This window comes from Priestia sp. FW507-14D1A, from assembly GCF_058781295.1.
In genome coordinates this window covers 947,864-968,872 of the sequence record NZ_JBYSWQ010000001.1, presented here as the reverse complement: position 1 = coordinate 968,872, position 21,009 = coordinate 947,864, and the positions used below count along the sequence as shown (strand labels likewise).

Annotated in this window: 21 protein-coding genes and 1 other annotated feature; all 21 genes read left to right on the top strand. The window is 38.9% G+C overall.

Translation table 11 applies throughout. From position 1 onward, the window contains the following. Positions 1-12: 12 nt before the first annotated feature. The 21 genes from spoVE (at position 13) to AC3WJG_RS05305 (ending at position 20,870) form a co-directional block, all read left to right on the top strand. Positions 13-1,113, top strand: coding sequence for a stage V sporulation protein E (gene spoVE, locus AC3WJG_RS05405; protein ID WP_013058959.1), 1,101 nt, complete (start codon positions 13-15; stop codon positions 1,111-1,113). A gap of 541 nt (positions 1,114-1,654) precedes the next feature. Next, positions 1,655-2,560 carry a UDP-N-acetylmuramate dehydrogenase gene (gene murB / locus AC3WJG_RS05400; RefSeq protein ID WP_013058958.1) on the top strand — a complete coding sequence of 302 codons (906 nt, stop codon included), beginning with the start codon at positions 1,655-1,657 and terminating at the stop codon, positions 2,558-2,560. Positions 2,561-2,713: 153 nt separating this feature from the next. Then, on the top strand, positions 2,714-3,472 hold the full coding sequence (locus tag AC3WJG_RS05395; protein WP_016765445.1) for a cell division protein FtsQ/DivIB: 759 nt from the start codon (positions 2,714-2,716) through the stop codon (positions 3,470-3,472). Between the two features lie 425 nt (positions 3,473-3,897). Beyond that, positions 3,898-5,193 (top strand): cell division protein FtsA, encoded by a 1,296-nt coding sequence (ftsA, locus tag AC3WJG_RS05390; RefSeq protein ID WP_013058956.1) that lies wholly within the window; start codon positions 3,898-3,900, stop codon positions 5,191-5,193. Between the two features lie 41 nt (positions 5,194-5,234). Further along, positions 5,235-6,392 (top strand): cell division protein FtsZ, encoded by a 1,158-nt coding sequence (ftsZ, locus tag AC3WJG_RS05385; protein WP_013058955.1) that lies wholly within the window; start codon positions 5,235-5,237, stop codon positions 6,390-6,392. Between the two features lie 276 nt (positions 6,393-6,668). Then, entirely contained in the window at positions 6,669-7,592 is a 924-nt protein-coding gene (spoIIGA, locus tag AC3WJG_RS05380) for a sigma-E processing peptidase SpoIIGA (protein WP_013084851.1), read from the top strand. 30 nt (positions 7,593-7,622) lie between these two features. Then, on the top strand, positions 7,623-8,342 hold the full coding sequence (sigE, locus tag AC3WJG_RS05375) for an RNA polymerase sporulation sigma factor SigE (protein ID WP_013058953.1): 720 nt from the start codon (positions 7,623-7,625) through the stop codon (positions 8,340-8,342). Positions 8,343-8,490: 148 nt separating this feature from the next. Then, positions 8,491-9,270: an RNA polymerase sporulation sigma factor SigG gene (sigG, locus tag AC3WJG_RS05370; RefSeq protein ID WP_013058952.1), complete on the top strand. Its 780-nt coding sequence runs from the start codon at positions 8,491-8,493 to the stop codon at positions 9,268-9,270. Between the two features lie 355 nt (positions 9,271-9,625). Continuing rightward, positions 9,626-9,880 (top strand): YlmC/YmxH family sporulation protein, encoded by a 255-nt coding sequence (locus tag AC3WJG_RS05365; RefSeq protein WP_013058951.1) that lies wholly within the window; start codon positions 9,626-9,628, stop codon positions 9,878-9,880. Between the two features lie 74 nt (positions 9,881-9,954). Continuing rightward, the gene (gene pgeF / locus AC3WJG_RS05360) at positions 9,955-10,776 is read left to right on the top strand and encodes a peptidoglycan editing factor PgeF (RefSeq protein WP_098331893.1); all 822 of its coding nucleotides are present in this window, start codon (positions 9,955-9,957) and stop codon (positions 10,774-10,776) included. Between the two features lie 7 nt (positions 10,777-10,783). Next, positions 10,784-11,467 (top strand): YggS family pyridoxal phosphate-dependent enzyme, encoded by a 684-nt coding sequence (locus tag AC3WJG_RS05355; RefSeq protein ID WP_028410769.1) that lies wholly within the window; start codon positions 10,784-10,786, stop codon positions 11,465-11,467. A 16-nt stretch (positions 11,468-11,483) separates the two neighbouring features. Then, positions 11,484-11,951, top strand: coding sequence for a cell division protein SepF (locus tag AC3WJG_RS05350; protein WP_492588032.1), 468 nt, complete (start codon positions 11,484-11,486; stop codon positions 11,949-11,951). Between the two features lie 3 nt (positions 11,952-11,954). After that, positions 11,955-12,224, top strand: coding sequence for a YggT family protein (locus tag AC3WJG_RS05345; protein ID WP_013058947.1), 270 nt, complete (start codon positions 11,955-11,957; stop codon positions 12,222-12,224). Positions 12,225-12,275: 51 nt separating this feature from the next. After that, complete coding sequence (locus tag AC3WJG_RS05340) at positions 12,276-13,049, top strand: YlmH family RNA-binding protein (RefSeq protein ID WP_028410771.1); 774 nt, start codon at positions 12,276-12,278, stop codon at positions 13,047-13,049. 84 nt (positions 13,050-13,133) lie between these two features. Continuing rightward, on the top strand, positions 13,134-13,628 hold the full coding sequence (locus tag AC3WJG_RS05335) for a DivIVA domain-containing protein (RefSeq protein ID WP_013058945.1): 495 nt from the start codon (positions 13,134-13,136) through the stop codon (positions 13,626-13,628). Positions 13,629-13,697: 69 nt separating this feature from the next. After that, positions 13,698-13,918: a binding site (T-box leader), on the top strand. A 71-nt stretch (positions 13,919-13,989) separates the two neighbouring features. Further along, the gene (gene ileS, locus AC3WJG_RS05330; RefSeq protein ID WP_060745956.1) at positions 13,990-16,755 is read left to right on the top strand and encodes an isoleucine--tRNA ligase; all 2,766 of its coding nucleotides are present in this window, start codon (positions 13,990-13,992) and stop codon (positions 16,753-16,755) included. A gap of 170 nt (positions 16,756-16,925) precedes the next feature. Beyond that, positions 16,926-17,213: a conjugal transfer protein TraR gene (locus tag AC3WJG_RS05325; protein WP_013084845.1), complete on the top strand. Its 288-nt coding sequence runs from the start codon at positions 16,926-16,928 to the stop codon at positions 17,211-17,213. Positions 17,214-17,293: 80 nt separating this feature from the next. Next, entirely contained in the window at positions 17,294-17,761 is a 468-nt protein-coding gene (gene lspA, locus AC3WJG_RS05320; protein ID WP_013084844.1) for a signal peptidase II, read from the top strand. Beyond that, on the top strand, positions 17,758-18,672 hold the full coding sequence (locus tag AC3WJG_RS05315; protein ID WP_028410773.1) for an RluA family pseudouridine synthase: 915 nt from the start codon (positions 17,758-17,760) through the stop codon (positions 18,670-18,672). Before lspA ends, AC3WJG_RS05315 begins: the two co-directional genes overlap by 4 nt. A gap of 191 nt (positions 18,673-18,863) precedes the next feature. After that, the gene (gene pyrR / locus AC3WJG_RS05310) at positions 18,864-19,406 is read left to right on the top strand and encodes a bifunctional pyr operon transcriptional regulator/uracil phosphoribosyltransferase PyrR (protein ID WP_013058940.1); all 543 of its coding nucleotides are present in this window, start codon (positions 18,864-18,866) and stop codon (positions 19,404-19,406) included. A gap of 156 nt (positions 19,407-19,562) precedes the next feature. Further along, positions 19,563-20,870, top strand: a complete 1,308-nt coding sequence (locus tag AC3WJG_RS05305) for a uracil-xanthine permease family protein (RefSeq protein ID WP_025750364.1) — start codon at positions 19,563-19,565, stop codon at positions 20,868-20,870. Positions 20,871-21,009: the final 139 nt, after the last annotated feature.

The following is a 21,009-nucleotide window of genomic DNA, read 5'->3' as shown; positions in this document are numbered from 1 at the left end:
AGGTGTGTGACAGTGTCGACAAAAAGGTCTACCCCAGATTTTTTTCTCATAATCGTTACGCTTTCCTTGCTAACCATCGGCCTTATCATGGTATACAGCGCAAGTGCGGTATGGGCTACATACAAGTTTAATGATTCTTTTTTCTTTGCTAAACGCCAGCTCTTATTTGCAGGGCTTGGAGTATGCGCGATGTTTGTCATCATGAATATTGATTATTGGATGTGGCGTACGTGGGCAAAACCAATTGTAATCATTTGCTTTGTTATGCTGGTACTTGTATTAATTCCGGGAGTAGGGCTAGTACGGAATGGGTCGCAAAGTTGGATAGGAGTTGGAGCGTTTTCGATTCAGCCTTCAGAATTTATGAAGTTTGCTATGATTATATTTTTAGCGAAATATTTATCAGAAAACCAGAAGAAAATTACATCCTTTAGAAAAGGAATGTTACCGGCGTTATTACTGGTTTTCTTACCGTTTGGCATTATTATGATGCAGCCGGATTTAGGAACGGGAACGGTGCTTGTTGGAACTTGTTTAGTCATGATTTTTGTTTCAGGAGCAAAAGTAAGTCACTTTGCAGGTCTTGGGTTGCTTGGCGTTGCCGGTTTTGTAGGGCTTGTTTTATCGGCTCCTTATCGGATTAAACGCATCACCTCATTTTTAAATCCTTGGGAAGATCCGCTTGGAAGCGGGTTTCAAATCATTCAATCTCTTTATGCAATTGGGCCGGGGGGATTGCTTGGATTAGGGTTAGGGCAAAGTAGACAAAAGTTCTTTTATCTGCCGGAGCCTCAAACTGATTTTATTTTTGCTATTCTGGCAGAAGAGCTCGGTTTCATCGGTGGAACACTTGTTCTTCTTTTGTTTAGCTTATTGCTTTGGAGAGGAATTAAAGTAGCACTCGGAGCACCTGATCTTTACGGAACGTTTTTAGCCTTAGGAATTATTTCAATGGTTGCGATTCAAGTCATGATTAATATAGGCGTGGTAACAGGTCTTATGCCTGTTACGGGAATTACGCTTCCATTTTTAAGTTACGGCGGATCATCGCTGACGCTCATGCTGGCAGCAGTTGGAGTTTTGTTAAATGTTAGTAGATATTCTCGCTATTAATTGAAAAAAATTGTATAATGTCAAGTAGGCAATGGTCTACTGAAGTAAACCGTCATCTTAAATCCAAGTGCACGCCGGATTTTGTTGGCGGTTTATTTTCGATTTTTTACAGGTAGATGATATTTTTGTATGAAATGTTTTTAAAATGTAATGTTGTGATAACCAATTTTGAGTCCAACTATGGTATGATGTGTAAGGTTAAATGTTTTATCTTAGTGAGTAGGTGAACGTATGTGCACTTATGAGCGTAGCGTTTTTTTTATGACTGTCAGCATGTGTTTAACTTCTAAATGAAAAACGATAAAAAAACAATTAAAATTACTTTATATAGCAGATGAACGTACATTCTATGGGTGAATGTCATACGATAAATAAAAATGATGAAATTGACAACAGAATAGAGTGCCTTCGTAGAAAAAACGTATCTTACAAGGTGCTGCTGCTTAGTTATGAATCTGTTCTTATTATTCTTATGCATTAGAAGTAAGGGCGCATTGACATGAAAGTTTTATAACAGCAAAGAGGGTTTTAGGAGGTTCTTATGGAAGCGTTAGTAAAAGAGTTAGTCGAAGCGAATATTGGAAAGGTTCGTGAAAATGAACCGCTAGCAAAACATACAACAATGAAAATTGGTGGTCCAGCAGATGTGCTTGTAGAACCTGATTCTGTTGATCACTTAAAAGTTACAATGGATATTATTAAAAAACACGGCGTGAAATGGAGAGCGATTGGTCGAGGATCTAATCTTCTTGTTTCTGATAAGGGAATTGAAGGCGTGGTCATTAAGCTCGGAGCCGGATTAGATGATTTAACAGTAGATGGAGAGACGGTTACTGTAGGTGGGGGATACCCTAGCATCAAGCTTGCAACAGTTATTACAAAACAAGGCCTGTCTGGGCTGGAGTTTTCAAGTGGAATTCCTGGATCTGTGGGAGGCGCTGTTTATATGAATGCAGGTGCCCATGGTTCTGATATGTCTCATGTAGTCGAAAAAGCGCTGATTTTATTTGAAGATGGCACTCTTGAGTGGCTGACAAATGAAGAGCTTCAATTTTCGTATCGTCATTCAATTCTACAAAAAGACCGTCCCGGAGTATGTGTAGAAGCCGTGCTGCGTTTGAAAAAGGGAACGAAAGATGATATTGTGGCGGTCATGCAGAAAAATAAAGACTATCGCCGCGAAACACAGCCTTGGAATTTCCCTTGTGCAGGCAGTATTTTTAGAAATCCGCTTCCAAATTATGCAGGAGACTTAATTGAAAAGTCCAACTTAAAAGGTTTTTCAGTAGGCGGGGCGCAAATTAGTGAGCAGCATGCGAACTTCATTGTCAACACAGGAGATGCAACGGCTTCAGACGTGCTGAATTTAATTGCTCATGTTAAGAAAACAATTAAAGAGAAATTCGATATTGATATTCATACAGAAGTTGAGATTATCGGCCGCTAATTACCCAGCCCGTGGCTGTATGGTTATGCGTGAAAAGGTAGCTTTTATGTGTTTATTCTATGCTATAATGGGGATATTCTCATGAAGCAAAGATTGGAAATAAATAGATGGTAATTCCTCGTTTATTTTCTCAAATGGATAAGGGTGAAAAAAATGGAAAAAGGTAAGTTAATTGTTTTAGAAGATCGGGTACCGAAGCTGCAAGAACAGCGAAAGCAAAAAGCAAATAGACGGCTGATTTTGTATTTATCACTCTTTTTCATCCTTATTTTATTTATTGTATATTCTCAATCTTCTCTGAGTAATGTTTCTAACATTGAAGTACAAGGGAATAAACATGTAAGTGATAAGGATATTGTCAAAGCGAGTGGTCTGTCCAAAAAAACCAGCTACTGGAAAGCTGATGCTGATCAAATTCAAGAAAAAGTCGAAAAAAACCCTGAGGTAAAGGAAGCTGTCATTCACAAAACATTTCCTAATAAGGTCGTAATCGACGTAAAAGAGTACGCAAGAATTGCATATGTAACCTCGGGGAATAAATATTTCCCTGTGAATGAAAATGGAAAAGTTCTAAAAGAAGTAAGTGCTAAGAAAGTGTCATCCGACGCTCCGCTGCTAATTGACTGGAAAGACGGAGACGCTATACAAAGCATGGTTCAAGAATTAGCTAAAACGCCTAAGAGCATAAAAGGGGCTATTTCTGAGATTTACTACGCGCCGACAAAATCAGAACCTCTTCACATCGAGGTGTTTATGAATGATACGCGTGAAGTAAGCGGGAAAATTAGCAACTTCTCTGATAAAATTGTTCATTACCCAGCTATTGCAAGTAAATTAAGTGATGATCAAAAAGGTATTATTGATTTAGAAGAAGGATATGCATTTAAACCTTATAAAAAGAGCAAGCAGTAATTATTTTTTATAAGTGTTAATTAAAGGAAATAGATGAGTTGAGACTGGCAAACTAGCCCTCGTACATTGTATAATCACATGCAAGTATTCTGCATACATATGATTTTCTTCTCCGTTGCTGTGAAATGGAAATGTAATATTTGTTCTAGGTAAGTTTCGCTTTTCTCAGTGTACATCTTAGTGTAGACTTGTAGTTAAATAGCTTTTTTCAGTGAATTTTAGGCTTAAATCTAAAAAAAAGTCAAAACCAGAACGTTTTGTTCTTTGAAAGAGATAAAGTCTGTGAAAAACTTGAAAAAAATTGATTTTACAAAAGGGAAACAGATGTATTTGTTGAATATTTTCATATAATAAAAAATTAATATTGTTGTTCTTCTTAATTTATTAAGATGACATGTGCAGAAAGAAAAAGGAGGTGCCAAAGAATGAACAGCAATGAAATATACGTTAGTTTAGACATCGGTACATCCAGTGTGAAAGTAATCATCGGAGAGATGAGTAACGATTCATTGAATATCATTGGTGTAGGGAATGTTAAATCACACGGACTAAAAAAAGGTTCTATCGTTGATATAGATGCAACAGTTCAATCTATTAGAAAAGCAGTAGAACAAGCTGAACGAATGGTAGGCATTACAATTAAAAAGGTTGTAGTGGGCATAAGCGGAAATCATGTATTTTTACAAGATTGTCACGGAGTAGTAGCCGTATCAAGCGAGAATCGTGAAATTACAAACGAAGATATTCATCGAGTAATTGATGCTGCTCAAGTCATGTCTATCCCGCCAGATCGTGAAATCATTGATGTTATTCCAAAGCAATTTATTGTAGATGGCTTAGAAGGTATTAATGATCCTAGAGGTATGATTGGGGTACGTTTAGAAATGGAAGGCACAATCATAACGGGATCTAGAACGGTTTTACATAACTTATTACGCTGTGTAGAAAGAGCTGGTTTAGAAATCAGTGATATTTGTTTACAGCCTCTAGCCGCTGGTTCAATTGCATTATCTCGTGATGAAAAAAACTTAGGTGTCGCACTGGTAGATATCGGTGGAGGTTCAACAACGGTTGCGATTTTTGACCAAGGACATTTGAAAGTAACAAATGTACTAGCTGTTGGCGGAGAGCACATTACCAAGGATTTATCGATTGGCCTTCGCACATCGACTGAAGATGCGGAAAATATTAAGATAAAGCATGGACATGCTTTCTACGATCATGCTTCTGAAGAAGAAGTATTTAGTGTACCGATTATTGGAAGCGATCAGCATCAGCAGTTTAATCAGCTCGAAATCTCTGATATTATTGAAGCTAGACTAGAAGAGATTTTAGATATGATTACGCAGGAGGTAAATCGCCTAGGATACAAAGATATTCCAGGAGGATTTGTTTTAACAGGCGGAGTAGTAGCGATGCCTGGTATTCTTGAGCTAGCTCAAGTGATTTTAAAGAATAACGTGCGCATAGCAGTGCCTGATTATATTGGAGTACGTGAGCCGCATTATACAACAGGCGTAGGATTAATAAAATTTGCATACAAAAATGCTAAAATACAAGGCCGGGAAATTGGAGCGCCAGTTGTGGAAGAAGAGCCGATTGAGCAAGAAATGATCAAACCTAGCCCGAAACCACAGCAGCCGCAACAATCAGCTGAGCAGCCCAAAAAGAAAAATGACCAAAATTTAATGAAGAAGTTTTTTGGATACTTCTTTGATTAACGTTACGGATTGGTAATTTCGAAGAATTAGGAGGAACTATCATGTTGGAGTTTGATACAAGTGTAGACCAATTAGCGACGATTAAAGTAATCGGTGTCGGAGGCGGCGGTAACAACGCGGTTAACCGAATGATTGAACATGGCGTCCAAGGTGTAGAATTTATTGCAGTTAATACAGATGCACAAGCATTAAATTTATCAAAAGCTGAAACAAAAATGCAAATCGGCGCTAAATTAACAAGAGGATTAGGTGCAGGTGCTAATCCAGAGGTTGGTAAAAAAGCAGCCGAAGAAAGTAAGGAACAAATCCAAGAAGCCTTAAAAGGTGCAGATATGGTTTTCGTAACGGCTGGTATGGGTGGAGGAACTGGAACTGGTGCAGCTCCAGTCATTGCCCAAATTGCTCGTGAGCTAGGAGCACTAACGGTAGGTGTTGTTACTCGTCCGTTTACGTTCGAAGGTCGTAAGCGTTCTACTCAAGCGGCAGGCGGTATTGCGTCAATGAAAGAAGCAGTGGACACGCTGATTGTTATTCCAAATGATCGCTTATTGGAAATCGTTGATAAAAACACGCCAATGCTAGAAGCGTTCCGTGAAGCGGATAACGTATTGCGACAAGGTGTGCAAGGTATTTCAGATTTAATCGCAGTTCCTGGATTAATTAACTTAGACTTCGCTGACGTGAAAACAATTATGTCTAACAAAGGATCTGCACTTATGGGTATCGGTATTGCAACTGGTGAAAACCGCGCTGCTGAAGCGGCTAAAAAAGCTATTTCAAGTCCACTTCTTGAAACATCTATCGATGGAGCTCAAGGTGTATTAATGAACATCACAGGCGGTACAAACCTAAGTCTTTACGAAGTACAAGAAGCTGCAGATATCGTTGCTTCGGCTTCTGACCAAGAAGTGAACATGATCTTTGGATCTGTTATTAACGAAAACCTAAAAGACGAGATTGTTGTTACAGTTATTGCAACTGGCTTTAGTGACCAAGATTTATCACAGCCAAAACCAGGTCGTCCTTCGTTATCGGCGAATCGCATGCAGCAATCGACACAGCAGCCGGCTCCACAGCCGAAGCGTGAAGTAAAGCGTGAAGAACCTGTACAGCAAGAATATACGCGTCCATCTCAGCCACAGTCTGAAGATGCGCTAGATATTCCAACATTCTTACGAAACCGTAATCGTAGACGCTAAGAAAATAAAAAACCAAGACCTCTGTTTTATACAGAGGTCTTTTTTTATGCAATGAATCTAGAAAACTCAAAAAGAATATAAAAAACATTCGACATGGTCAATATGATGCCTTTAAAGGGTTTATGTTTTCTTTCTAAAAGTGGTGTGACAAATATCGAATGATTTCCTCAAAAATACTGCTTGTTTCTCGGCATGAACTGACAGACTTTCTAATAGGATGTACTATATACTAATTTTTAACAGAAAAATTCAGAAAGAATGGAGAGGTTATAAACATTGCCAATCTATTTAGATTTAATATGGATGCTGAATTTTGGGTTAGATACGATTTTACTAATGTTATGTGCAGTTGTACTTAAACGGAATTACAAGTGGTGGCGGCTTTTGCTTGGCGGCTTTATCGGTTCATTAATTGTCCTTCTTATGTTTACGCCTTTTTCTCATCTTATGGTTCACCCTGCCATTAAAATTTTATTCTCTTTTTTTATGGTATTGATGACGTTTGGTTATAAACGACTGCGCTTTTTCTTTGAGAATTTATTAACGTTTTATTTTGCAACCTTTGTTGTTGGTGGAGGATTAATGGGCGTTCACTTTTTATTTCAAGATCAGTTTCTTGTTCTTAATCAAATGGTTGATACAAAATCTCCACAGTTTGGTGATCCTATTAGCTGGATATTTGTTCTTATCGGTTTTCCGCTATTATCTTATTTTTCAAAAGCACGAGTTGATGATTTGCGAATGAAAAACATTACATTTGATCAGCTGGTAGATGTGGAAGTTATTTTAAACGAACAGACGCTGTCGATGAAAGGACTTATTGATAGTGGAAACCAGCTTGTAGATCCGCTGACGAAAACCCCGGTTATGATTGTTACAGCAGATTCTTTAAAAGAAATATTGCCTGAAGGATTAATGGAATTAAGCAAAAATGTCCAATCCTTTTCACACAGCGAAGATATTGATCAAGAGTGGTATTCAAAAGTCCGCTTTGTCCCTTATCGAAGCGTGGGCCAAGCCAATCAGCTGCTTCTTGCTCTAAAGCCAGATATGGTAAGGCTGGTGCATCAGTCCAATACGATTGAAGTCACTAAAGTATTAGTAGGTATTAGTCATACAACGCTTTCAGTGGAGAAGCAATATGAATGTATTGTTCATCCGAAGCTCATTGTTATTGGAGAAGTAAGTTCCGCATCGTAAAAGGTGTGAACAAATAAAGGAGGATACAGAATGGCTACATATCGAATTCGATTTCAATTATGGTGGTACAAATTATTAATTAAACTTAAGCTGAAAACAGATGAAGTGTATTATATAGGAGGAAGTGAAGCTCTTCCACCGCCTTTAACAAAAGATGAAGAAGAAGTACTTCTGAAAAAACTCCCATCAGGAGATGAAGCAGCACGTTCACTGTTGATTGAGCGTAATTTGCGACTGGTTGTTTATATTGCCCGCAAGTTTGAAAATACGGGAATCAATATTGAGGATTTAATTAGCATCGGCACCATCGGTTTGATTAAAGCAGTAAACACATTTAATCCTGAAAAGAAAATTAAGCTAGCGACGTACGCCTCTCGCTGTATTGAAAATGAAATTTTAATGTATTTGCGCCGCAACAATAAAATTCGATCTGAAGTTTCATTTGATGAGCCGTTAAATATTGATTGGGATGGAAACGAACTGCTATTATCTGACGTGATGGGAACCGAAGAAGATATCATCACAAAAGACCTGGAAGCCAATGTAGATCGAAAACTTTTGTTGAAAGCACTGCACCAATTAAATGATCGTGAAAAGCAAATTATGGAGCTGCGCTTTGGGCTAGCCGGCGGAGAAGAAAAAACGCAAAAAGATGTAGCTGATATGCTAGGCATTTCTCAGTCTTATATTTCAAGGCTTGAAAAACGAATTATTAAACGGCTGCGAAAAGAATTTAATAAAATGGTTTAAGTAAAAAAGCTGATTGTATAAGGGCTGAGAAGCATCTTATACAATCAGCTTTTTTAGCGTGGAATTGTCAGAATTGTAAAAGTGCATATTTTTTCCTTCGGAGGAGATACTGAATTCAGAACATCATCTCCTGTTAGGAGGGAAAGAGTTGACAAGAAATAAAGTAGAAATTTGTGGAGTAGATACTTCGAAACTTCCCGTATTAAAAAATGAAGAAATGCGAAAGTTGTTTAAACAAATGCAGGCTGGAGATGGAACAGCAAGAGAAAAGCTAGTAAGCGGAAATTTACGTCTCGTACTCAGCGTGATTCAACGTTTTAACAATCGTGGAGAATTTGTTGATGACTTATTTCAGGTTGGGTGTATTGGATTAATGAAATCCATTGACAATTTTGATTTAAGTCAAAACGTGAAGTTTTCTACATATGCTGTCCCAATGATTATAGGGGAAATTCGCCGCTATTTACGTGACAATAATCCAATCCGTGTTTCTCGTTCCCTTCGTGATATTGCTTATAAAGCTCTTCAAGTTCGTGAAAGGCTTATGAGTGAAACATCCAAGGAACCTACAGCTGAGGAAATTTCAAAAGTCCTAGAAGTACCGCATGAAGAAATTGTGTTTGCTTTAGATGCTATCCAAGATCCGGTTTCTCTATTTGAACCTATTTACAATGATGGTGGAGACCCAATCTATGTCATGGATCAGCTAAGCGATGAACGCAACCGTGATTCAACTTGGATTGAAGAAATTGCTTTGCAAGAAGGTATGAGAAGATTGAACGAGCGAGAAAAACTAATTTTACGAAAGCGCTTCTTTCAAGGTAAAACACAGATGGAAGTTGCTGAAGAAATTGGTATTTCTCAAGCGCAGGTTTCTCGTTTAGAAAAAGCTGCTATTAAACAGATGAATAAAAATATTCAAAGTTAACAAAAGCTATCTAAACTGGCAGCTGCTCGTGTTCATATAATTAATACCATTCACTTTATTTGATGTTCAACTTAATAAGCATCGTGTCTATAAAAACAGACGCGGTGCTTATTTTGTATGTATCAATTCAATTTATAATACATGACCAAAAGATATTCATATCAGATTTCCTATTGCTGTGAGGACTTCTAGCTACTTGTTGAGAATGTCTCTTGATGAAAAGCTGTGTAATTAGTAAACAAAATCCCTATAGAAAGAGAATGACAGAGAAAAAATAAGCTTTTCCTTCATGAAATGAAAATTTGAAAATATATATAGGCTAAGGAATAAAGTTGGCTATAGGAGGAGAGAGAGCATGTTAAAGATTTCAGAATTTCAGCTGAAAGATGTAGTGAATGTAGCTGATGGCAAAAAACTTGGAAATGTAGGGGATATTGATATTGACTTAACAACGGGAAAAATACAGGCCGTCATTATCGGAGGCTCTCGTGTATTAGGCTTCTTTGGAAAAGATGATGAAATTGTGATTCCGTGGAAAAATATTGTGAAAATTGGTTCTGATGTCATTTTAGTACGTTATAAAGACGCATTTCAGCCTGAAGAGAATTAGTTTTTTGTCAACAGCGCCTAGCAATCTGTGGTACAATATGTGAGAACAAATGAAACAAGGGATGTGTCACATACATGAATCCTGAGCCATTAAAAAAAAGTCATCACGACTCGTTTATGTGGCTGAGCCCTTGGGTAGAAAAGAATGATATGCTTGTTGCTGGTTTCACCACAAAAAATGGTGGTGTGAGTAAACCTCCATTTGCTTCTTTTAACCTAGGGCTTCACGTAAACGATAACGTAGAAGATGTTATTACAAATAGAAAAATTTTAGCAGCCGAACTAGACATGTCTTTTGAAAGCTTTGTATGTGCTGAACAAGTACATGAAGCAACTGTTCAAAAAGTAACAAAAGCCGACTGTACAAAAGGAATCTACAAGTACGAAGAGGGCATAAAAGCAGCGGATGGCATTTATACAAATGAATCTGATATTTTGTTAGCTTTATGTTATGCAGATTGTGTTCCCCTGTACTTCTATGCGCCTGATCACCATTTAGTTGGTCTAGCTCATGCCGGGTGGAAGGGAACAGTGAAAGATATTGCAGGAAATATGATTCGACGTTGGGTAGAGCAAGAAAATGTCCCAATTGAAGATATTTACGTGGCGATTGGCCCTTCGATTGAAGATTGCTGTTATGTTGTCGATAACCGCGTCATTACACAAGTAAACGAAGCAGTTGGCCAAAATGGATATCAAGAAGTAAGCCCTGGACAATACGCGCTTAATTTAAAAAAAGTCAATAAGCTGCTGATTCAAAACGCAGGCGTATTGCCGGAACGAATTTTAACATCGTCGTATTGTACAAGCTGTGAAGATGACCTGTTCTTTTCACATCGCCGCGACCAAGGGAAAACAGGACGCATGTTTAACTTCATAGGCTTTAAGGAGGAGTAATTACATAGTGACAGCTAGCGTAAGTGAAAATCTAGAAGCAGTTCAACAAACAATTGCTGAAGCGTGTAAAAAAGTTAATCGAAATCAAAAAGATGTAGAGCTGATTGCTGTAACAAAATACGTTTCCACAAAACGAGCAGCAGAAGCAGTGGATGCAGGCATTTTACATCTCGGAGAAAACAGGGATGAAGGTCTTCTAGAAAAGTATGAATCAATCGGTGAGAAAGCGACCTGGCATTTTATCGGAAGCTTACAAACAAGAAAAGTAAAAAATGTGATTGATAAAGTTGACTATATTCATTCACTAGACCGATTATCTTTAGCAAAAGAAATTGATAAACGCGCAGGACATCGTATAAAATGTTTTGTACAAGTTAATATTGCCGAAGAACAATCCAAGCATGGTCTTGCTGTAGAAGACGTAATTCCATTTATTCGATCTCTTGAAGAATTTGCAAATATCCAAGTGGTCGGATTGATGACAATGGCTCCTCACACAGATGACGAGTCTACGCTTCGCAGCTGTTTTCAAGGTCTAAAAAAATTGCAGAGTCGTATACAAGAACTAAACTTGCCATATGCACCGTGTACAGAGCTATCAATGGGAATGTCAAACGATTATGCAATTGCAATTGAAGAAGGAGCAACATTCATTCGACTAGGAACTACGTTAGTTGGGAATGAACGTTAAGGAGGTGTAATTCAAGATGAGTATGAAAAATAGCTTTAGAAGTTTTTTTGCTCTTGATGACGATACTGAATATGTAGAAGAACATTACGAACAAGAAGAGTCGGTAGAAGAGCCTGTACAGCAGTCGAGACCAGCAGCGAAAGCTAGTCAGCAGCCGAATCAGCAGCAAAATGTGATTAGCTTGCAAAGCGTTCAAAAATCATCAAAAATGATGCTTTGCGAACCTCGCGTCTATGCCGAAGCACAAGAAATTACGGATCATTTAAAAAATCGTAAAGTCGTAGTTGTTAATTTACAGCGCATTCAACGAGATCAAGCAGTGAGAATTGTCGACTTTTTAAGTGGTACAGTTTATGCTTTAGGCGGGGACATTCAAAAAATTGGAACCGACATCTTTTTATGTACACCTGATAATGTAGACGTAAGCGGAAGCATTTCAGATATGATGGGAGAACACGATACAACAAACGTAAAGAGGTGGTAGTTTTTGGACATCGTTTTTGGGATTCTTGGAAAATTAATTGGGCTTTACTCATGGGCACTGATTATTTACATTTTGATGTCTTGGGTACCCGATGTAAGGGCGTCTAAGTTTGGTCAGCTGCTTGGCAGTATTTGTGAGCCTTACTTAGAGCCTTTTCGTAAAATCATTCCACCTATTGGCATGATTGATATTTCACCTCTTGTCGCAATCTTTTTATTGCGATTTGCTGAAAGAGGCGTGTATTCACTTAATAATGTGGTGGGTTTTATTTAAAAAAGGAATCGCTGGATTCCTTTTTTACATACCAATAGTAGGAGTAATAATATGTCTATTTATGAACATTTTAGGCAAGAAGAACATGGATTTATTGACCAGGTTCTTCAGTGGAAAGAAGATGTCCTACATCAATACAGCCCAAAATTAACGGACTTTTTAGATCCAAGAGAGCAGCAGATTGTGACGGCTATTGTCGGAACTGAAGGAGAGGTTCAAGTTTCATTTGATGGTGGACAACCGTTTGCTGAACGCAAGCGTGCGCTGCTATATCCGGATTACTATGTACCTCAAAGCGAAGATTTTCAGTTGCATATGTATGAGCTCAATTATCCTAAAAAGTTTGTGACGATTGAACATCCTCAAGTTCTTGGTTCGGCGATGTCCTTAGGACTGCGCCGTTCAAAATTTGGCGATATTTTGGTCGCGGGAGACGATATTCAGCTTGTAGCTGCAGAGGAAATTTCTTCTTATATTGAGATGAATTTAACATCAATTGGAAAAGCCAAAGTTTCACTTTCTTCTATTCAAAGAGAGCAGCTGCATGTCGTAAAAGAAGAGCTGATTGAACACGTTTATACAGTTTCTTCAATGAGGCTTGATGTTTTGCTGTCGACCATTCACAATTTATCAAGACAAAAAGTCCAGCCGTTTATTGCAAATGGAGCGGTAAAAGTAAATTTTAAAGTCATTGAACACCCTTCTTTTGAATGTCATGAAGGTGATGTTTTGTCGCTTCGTGGTCACGGCAGAAGTCGTATCGTTTCACTTGAAGGCAAAACTAAAAAAGAAAAATGGCGGATTGTTGTAGGAAAGCAGAAATAAAGAAATCTACTAGCAGGAAATTTTAAAAATATGTCGAATAAACCATTACTAATGACGTAATGAGACAACACGGAGGTGGCCTAGATGCCTTTAACCCCTTTGGATATTCATAACAAAGAGTTTAATCGCGGGTTTCGCGGATATGATGAAGATGAAGTAAATGAGTTTCTTGACCAAGTAATTAAAGACTATGAGCTGGTCATGCGTGATAAAAAGGAGTTAGAAGGAAGAGTATCTGAATTAACAGATCGTCTTGGACATTTTACTAACATTGAAGAAACGTTAAATAAATCAATTTTAATTGCTCAAGAAGCAGCGGAAGATGTGAAGCGAAACGCTGAAAAAGAAGCGAAGCTCATTATAAAAGAAGCAGAAAAAAATGCGGACCGTATTATTAACGAAGCACTGTCTAAGTCTCGTAAAATTGCGATGGACATTGAGGAGACGAAAAAGCAGTCTAAAGTATTTAGAACTCGTTTCAAAATGTTAATCGAAGCACAGCTTGAAATGTTAAACAGCGACGACTGGGATCAGCTGATGGATTATGAGATGCCAGCGCTAGAAGAAAAAATTGACTAGTCAAGACATCATCTTGACTTCTCACGTTTTGTTGTCATATAATTTGGTAACAGATGAAATTTCATATCAAACAGTACGGAGACAGGGACAGTAGCTTTTTTAGTTTGTCAAAGCGAATCGAGGATGGTGCGAGCTCGATAACAAGCAAAAAAGTGAAAATCACCCTAGAGTACCATTGCTGAACCGATGATAGTAAGCAGTGGCGGTTTATTCACGTTACGAATGCAAAGAGGATTTGCGTGCAGCAAATCTACTAGGGTGGTACCGCGGGAGGCCTTCTCGTCCCTTTTTGGGATGAGGAGGTCTTTTTGTTATGGTACAAAAAGATATGAAATTTACGTTTTTTTTTGGAGGGTAAAACATGGAATATAAAGATACATTATTGATGCCAAAAACTGAATTTCCGATGCGTGGAAATTTACCGAACCGCGAGCCTAAAATGCAAGAACAGTGGGCTGAAATGAATATTTATGAAAAAGTACAAAAACGTACGGAAGGCCGTCCGCTATTTGTCCTGCATGACGGACCTCCATATGCGAATGGCGATATTCACATGGGACATGCACTAAATAAAATTTTAAAAGATTTTATCGTTCGCTATAAGTCGATGTCAGGCTTCTGCGCACCTTATGTACCAGGCTGGGATACACACGGTTTGCCAATTGAAACAGCTTTAACAAAAAATAAAAAAGTAAACCGCAAAGAAATGACGGTAGCTGAGTTCCGTAAGCTTTGCGAACAGTATGCTTGGGAACAAGTAAACGGCCAGCGTGAGCAGTTCAAGCGTTTAGGCGTACGCGGAGATTGGGATAATCCATATGTAACGCTTCAGCCGCAGTACGAAGCGCAGCAAATCAAAGTGTTTGGTGACATGGCGAAAAAAGGCTACATCTACAAAGGGTTAAAACCTGTGTACTGGTCCCCTTCAAGTGAATCTGCTTTAGCAGAAGCGGAGATTGAGTACTATGACAAACGTTCAGCTTCTATTTACGTAGCGTTTAACGTAAAAGATGGTAAAGGTGTGCTTGAACAAGATGAAAAATTCATCATTTGGACGACAACACCATGGACAATGCCAGCTAACCAAGGGATTGCTGTCAATCCTGAGCTTCAGTACAGCGTAGTTGAAGCAGATGGAGCAAAATATGTAGTGGCAACTGAACTGATTGAAACAGTTGCTAAAGAAATTGAATGGGCTGACTATAAGACGGTTCGTACGGTAAAAGGTTCAGAACTTGAGCGTGTAGTAGCTGAGCATCCAATCTACAAGCGTGATTCATTAGTTGTTCTTGGCGATCATGTAACAACGGATGCTGGTACTGGGTGTGTTCATACAGCACCGGGACACGGGGAAGACGACTTTATCGTTGGTCAAAAATACGGTTTGGAAGTTCTTTGTCCAGTCGACAGTAAGGGTCATATGACGAATGAAGCACCAGGATTTGAAGGATTATTCTATGATAAAGCGAATAAGCCAATTACAGACAAACTAGAAGAAGAAGGCGCGCTGTTAAAATTAAGTTTCATTACCCACTCATACCCACATGACTGGCGTACAAAGAAACCAACAATTTTCCGTGCAACGGCACAGTGGTTTGCGTCTATTAAAGATTTCCGTGAAGATTTATTAAAAGCAGTAGAAAAAACAAAATGGGTGCCTACTTGGGGTGAAACGCGACTTTATAACATGGTGCGTGACCGCGGCGACTGGTGTATTTCTCGCCAACGTGCATGGGGCGTTCCGATTCCGGTATTTTATGCTGAAAATGATGAGCCAATCATTACGGACCAAACAATCGAACACGTATCAAATCTATTTAGAGAACATGGATCAAACGTATGGTTTGAGCGTGAAGCAAAAGACTTGCTTCCGGAAGGCTTTACTCATGAAGGAAGCCCAAATGGCCGCTTCACAAAAGAAACAGACATCATGGACGTATGGTTTGACTCTGGTTCTTCACATCAAGCTGTTCTGGAAGAACGTGAAGACTTACAGCGTCCGGCTGATTTGTATTTAGAAGGTTCTGACCAATACCGCGGCTGGTTTAATTCAAGTCTTTCTACAAGCGTAGCTGTAACGGGTGAAGCACCTTATAAAGGGGTACTTAGCCACGGATTTGCTTTAGACGGTGAAGGTCGCAAAATGAGTAAGTCATTAGGAAACGTTGTAATACCAGAAAAAGTAATGAAACAACTAGGTGCAGATATTTTACGTTTATGGGTAGCTTCTGTAGATTACCAAGCTGATGTTCGTGTATCTGATAACATTTTAAAACAAGTAGCAGAAGTATATCGTAAAATCCGCAACACGTTCCGTTTCTTACTAGGAAACTTAGCGGATTTTAATCCAACAACTGATGCTGTAGCTGTTAAAGACCTTCGTGAAGTAGACCGCTACATGCTTGTGAAGCTGAACAAATTAATTGATAAAGTGAAAAAATCTTATGATTCATATGAATTCTCAAGCATTTATCACGCAGTGCATAATTTCTGTACAATTGATATGAGTTCATTCTACTTAGACTTTGCAAAAGATGTATTGTACATCGAAGCAGAAAATAATGTAGAGCGTCGCAGCATTCAAACGGTCCTTTATGAAACGTTATTATCGTTAACGAAATTAGTGTCGCCAATTCTTTCTCATACAGCAGACGAAGTATGGGTTCACATTCCAAATGTAACGGAAGAAAGCGTGCAGCTAGTTGATATGCCAGAGGTTCAAGAAATCGAGGGAGCAGATCAATTAGTAGAGAAATGGGATGCATTTATGGAGCTTCGTGATGAAGTATTAAAAGCTCTAGAACAGGCTCGTAATGAAAAAGTAATCGGTAAGTCTTTAGAAGCAAAATTAACGCTGTATCCAACAGCAGATACAAAAGAACTGTTAGCATCTATTTCTGAAAATGTAGGTCAACTCTTCATCGTTTCAGATCTTGAGGTAGCAGAAGGTGAAGCACCTGCTGAAGCACAAAAATTCAGCTATGCTTCAATTGTTGTAAGTAAAGCAGAAGGTGAGAAGTGTGAGCGCTGCTGGGTTGTATCACCAACAGTTGGCGAAGATCAAGATCACCCGACTTTATGTACACGCTGTGCGGATGTTGTAAAAAATCACTACGTTCAGCAGTAATTAACAAAAACACGTCCTTTTTGGGCGTGTTTTTTGCTGTACGAAATTCCCAAATACAATGGTATAAAGTATTTAAAGCCTTAGGAAAAACTTGTGTTGTAGATTCGATGGAAAACTCGGTAAACCTAACATCATTAATACTTCATCTTATCAGCACAGGAGGCGTTTGCATGTATGAAAATTATCTTTCCATTGGACAGGAATTAGCTCTTATTAAAGAAGAATTACAAGATCGCCTATTGAGATATGCTACAGAACAATCTGGTTATATAGATGAAAAGGAACGTTACGTAATAGAAATGATTAAAGCCGATTTAAAAGATGTAGAACACGCGTTAGCAAAGCTTGACGTTGGTGCGTTTGGAATTGATGAACTAACTGGCGAAGTGATGTCTATTCATAAATTAAAAGTAATGCCGACGGCCCGCACAAATGAAGATTTATTTGTTTTATGGTGAGAAGCGAGAAAAAAAATGAATTATGTGCTAAAATGCTTTAGTATGGATTCGTTTGATTTTATTGCGGGAGGAAAACGTTTGTGTTTTATTATCTTATCGCTTTAGCTGTTATACTTATTGATCAGGTAACAAAATGGATGATTGTAAAAGAAATGTATTATGGACAAAGCATCACCGTAATTGAAAACTTTCTTTACATTACCTCTCATCGTAACAGAGGAGCCGCGTGGGGGATTTTACAAGGACAGATGTGGTTCTTTTATCTCATTACGGTGGTTGTGGTAGTCGGTTTAATAATTTATATTCAAAAGCTCAAAAAACAAGATAAATGGTTCGGTATTGCGCTAGCATTAATGTTAGGCGGCGCCATTGGAAACTTTATTGATCGAGTGGTCCGTAAAGAAGTAGTTGATTTCGTAAATACATACATCTTTACGTATGATTTTCCGATTTTTAACGTAGCTGATTCGGCACTTGTCGTCGGAGTAATCATCATGTTTATTATGACGCTGTTTGAAGGGAAAATGAAGAAGGAGCACAAAGAATGAATGTAATTGAAACAGTTATAAATGAAGAACAAGCGGGAGAACGTATTGATAAAGTACTTTCGACTGTAAATGCAGAATGGTCACGTTCACAAGTGCAGCAATGGATTAAAGAAGGTCACGCAAAAGTGAACGATAAAACCGTTAAAGGAAACTATAAATGTAAAACAGGAGACGCTATTATTATCGAAGTGCCGGAACTAGAAGAGCTTGATGTGGTAGCGGAAGAAATGAATTTAGATATTTATTATGAAGATCAAGATGTGCTTGTTGTAAATAAACCTCGCGGTATGGTTGTACATCCAGCTCCTGGTCATCATAGCGGTACGCTTGTAAATGGCCTAATGGCTCACTGTAAAGATTTATCCGGTATTAACGGCGTTATGCGCCCTGGTATCGTTCATCGAATTGATAAAGATACATCTGGTTTACTTATGATCGCAAAAAATGATTTAGCTCATGAATCACTAGTTAGTCAGCTTGTAGCTAAAACAGTGACGCGTCGTTATAAAGCTATCGTTCACGGAGTAATTGCGCACGATCACGGTACAATTGATGCGCCAATCGGCCGAGATAAGCAAGATCGTCAAAGCATGACGGTGACTGATGAAAACAGTCGTGATGCAGTGACGCACTTTACTGTATTGCAGCGTTTTAAAGATTTTTCACTAGTCGAATGTAAGCTAGAAACAGGGCGAACACACCAAATTCGCGTTCATATGAAGTATATTGGCTTTCCGCTTGCCGGGGATCCGAAGTACGGACCGAAAAAAACGCTTCCGATTGACGGACAAGCGCTTCATGCAGGTGTATTAGGCTTTATTCACCCTCGTACAAATGAATATATGGAATTTGAAGCACCGGCTCCAAAAGAGTTTAATGAGATGCTAGAGCTTATTGAAAAAAGAAGTTGACAACTGCCATAAGTGATGGCATACTTGTATTAACTTAATAAGAACCTTTAAGAACAGTCCAGAGAGGCTGAGAAGGAAACGGTGCAGAAAAGGCATACTTATAGCCTTTTTGAAGAAATATGTCTAAAACCAAATCCTCTTGCCTCAAGGCAAGAGGATTTTTTTATGTCAACAACTTGAGGTGAAAAACAGTGAACGTAAAAGCTACCGTACTTGACGAACAGGCTATTCGCCGCGCTTTAACTCGAATTGCACATGAGATTATTGAAAAGAATAAAGGAATCGAAAATTGTGTGCTAGTGGGGATTAAAACGCGAGGTATTTATATCGCAAAACGTTTAGCAGAACGAATTGCACAAATTGAAGGAAATACATTGCCAGTCGGAGAACTAGACATCACGCTTTACCGAGATGATTTATCGAAAGTAACAAGCAATGATGAGCCTCTCGTAAAAGGATCAGATATTCCGACAGATATTGCAAATAAGAACGTCATCTTAGTAGACGATGTGTTATATACGGGCCGTACGGTTCGAGCAGCACTTGATGCACTGATTGATATCGGCCGACCTGAACTCATTCAGCTGGCTGTTTTAGTGGATAGAGGGCACCGCGAGCTGCCGATTCGAGCAGACTATGTTGGCAAAAATGTACCGACAGCTAAAAGTGAAAAAATTGCGGTGCATTTAATGGAAGTAGACGAAAAAGACCACGTGTCTATTTACGAAAAATAAATTATATACCCTTTTAAATGGTAGTCCCGTGAGGCTGCAAAAGGGGGGTCACTATACAAGGGAAACTATACTGGGGTATAGCGTCTTCCTTGTATGCTGAAAACCTCTTTGCCTCTGCGTAAAGAGGTTTTTTAATAGTGATAGGAGGAAAAACATATGAGTCAACAACGAGATTTTGTACTTGATATACATGATAAACCAAAAGCAGTAAATTGGTTAACATTGAGTCTACAGCATTTGTTTGCAATGTTTGGGTCGACGGTGTTAGTGCCGTTCCTAGTCGGGTTCAGCCCGGCAATTGCTTTGATTTCAAGCGGGGTAGGAACGCTTGCTTTCCTGCTCATTACAAGAGGTCAAATTCCTTCTTATCTTGGTTCATCGTTCGCGTTCATCACGCCAATCATTTTCGCAAAAGCTTCGTTTGGACCTGAAGAAACGATGGTTGGCTGTTTCTTAGCTGGACTTGTTTATGGAATCGTTGCTTTGATTATAAAAGGAACAGGAATCAATTGGATTATGAAGCTGCTTCCTCCGGTTGTAGTAGGGCCAGTTATTATGGTTATAGGCTTAGGACTAGCTAATACAGCAGTAGGCATGGCTATGAACGATGCAAAAGGAAATTACAGCTTAACTTACCTGATGGTTGCGCTTGTGACACTAGCGATAACAGTTGCTTGCTCAATCTTCTTTAAAAACATTATCAGCCTGATTCCGGTACTGATGGGAATTATCGGCGGATACATCTTTGCTTATACACAAGGATTGGTAGACTTTTCAAAGGTAGTGAAAGCAGAGTGGATTGAAGTACCTCACTTCTACGTGCCGTTCGTCACATACACGCCGTCCATTTCACTAGGGATTGTGCTTATCATGGTACCTGTAGCAGTCGTAACACTTTCAGAACATATCGGACACATTCTCGTCTTAAATAAGATTGTGGATCGAAACTATATTGAAAAGCCAGGGCTGCACAGATCGATTTTAGGAGACGGAGTAGCAACTATGCTTGCTGCACTGATCGGCGGACCGCCAAATACAACATACGGTGAGAACATCGGAGTGTTAGCCATCACAAAGGTGCTTAGCGTATTTGTGATAGCAGGAGCAGCAGTCTTCGCGATTTTGTTCGGGTTTGTCGGCAAAATCAACGCTCTTATTTCAAGTATACCAACGCCGGTCATGGGCGGGATTTCAATTCTCTTATTCGGAATCATTGCTTCATCAGGCTTGCGCATGATGGTGGATGCAAAGGTAGACCTTGGATCAAAACGAAACTTAATGATTGCTTCGATTATCTTAGTGTTAGGAATCGGAGGAGCACACTTAGATATCTCAGAACATGTAAAGATTGATAGCATGGCACTGTCTGCCATCATGGGAGTTCTGCTGAATCTAGTTCTACCGAAAGAGAAGATAAAAGAAGCAGAAAATGTTCAACAAACGTCAGCACGAAAAATTTCATAGAACGCCTTTTAATTGAAATCCAGAGAGGTTTCTAAGGGTGTGTGAAAAGCGCGTTATAGACGAAGCTTGTTTTCTTACACCCTTTCTAAGTTAGAAAGGGTGTTTTTTATAAAGAAATGCGAGGAAAGCAAAAATGGAG

Coding starts and splice junctions, on each gene's coding strand:
- AC3WJG_RS05365 (WP_013058951.1), top strand. CDS start 9,626: ATGTTAAAGATTTCAGAATTTCAGCTGAAAGATGTAGTGAATGTAGCT.
- AC3WJG_RS05305 (WP_025750364.1), top strand. CDS start 19,563: ATGAGTCAACAACGAGATTTTGTACTTGATATACATGATAAACCAAAA.
- AC3WJG_RS05315 (WP_028410773.1), top strand. CDS start 17,758: ATGAATGTAATTGAAACAGTTATAAATGAAGAACAAGCGGGAGAACGT.
- pgeF (WP_098331893.1), top strand. CDS start 9,955: ATGAATCCTGAGCCATTAAAAAAAAGTCATCACGACTCGTTTATGTGG.
- AC3WJG_RS05335 (WP_013058945.1), top strand. CDS start 13,134: ATGCCTTTAACCCCTTTGGATATTCATAACAAAGAGTTTAATCGCGGG.
- sigE (WP_013058953.1), top strand. CDS start 7,623: ATGGCTACATATCGAATTCGATTTCAATTATGGTGGTACAAATTATTA.
- AC3WJG_RS05395 (WP_016765445.1), top strand. CDS start 2,714: ATGGAAAAAGGTAAGTTAATTGTTTTAGAAGATCGGGTACCGAAGCTG.
- murB (WP_013058958.1), top strand. CDS start 1,655: ATGGAAGCGTTAGTAAAAGAGTTAGTCGAAGCGAATATTGGAAAGGTT.
- AC3WJG_RS05340 (WP_028410771.1), top strand. CDS start 12,276: ATGTCTATTTATGAACATTTTAGGCAAGAAGAACATGGATTTATTGAC.
- ftsA (WP_013058956.1), top strand. CDS start 3,898: ATGAACAGCAATGAAATATACGTTAGTTTAGACATCGGTACATCCAGT.
- AC3WJG_RS05325 (WP_013084845.1), top strand. CDS start 16,926: ATGTATGAAAATTATCTTTCCATTGGACAGGAATTAGCTCTTATTAAA.
- ileS (WP_060745956.1), top strand. CDS start 13,990: ATGGAATATAAAGATACATTATTGATGCCAAAAACTGAATTTCCGATG.
- AC3WJG_RS05350 (WP_492588032.1), top strand. CDS start 11,484: ATGAGTATGAAAAATAGCTTTAGAAGTTTTTTTGCTCTTGATGACGAT.
- ftsZ (WP_013058955.1), top strand. CDS start 5,235: ATGTTGGAGTTTGATACAAGTGTAGACCAATTAGCGACGATTAAAGTA.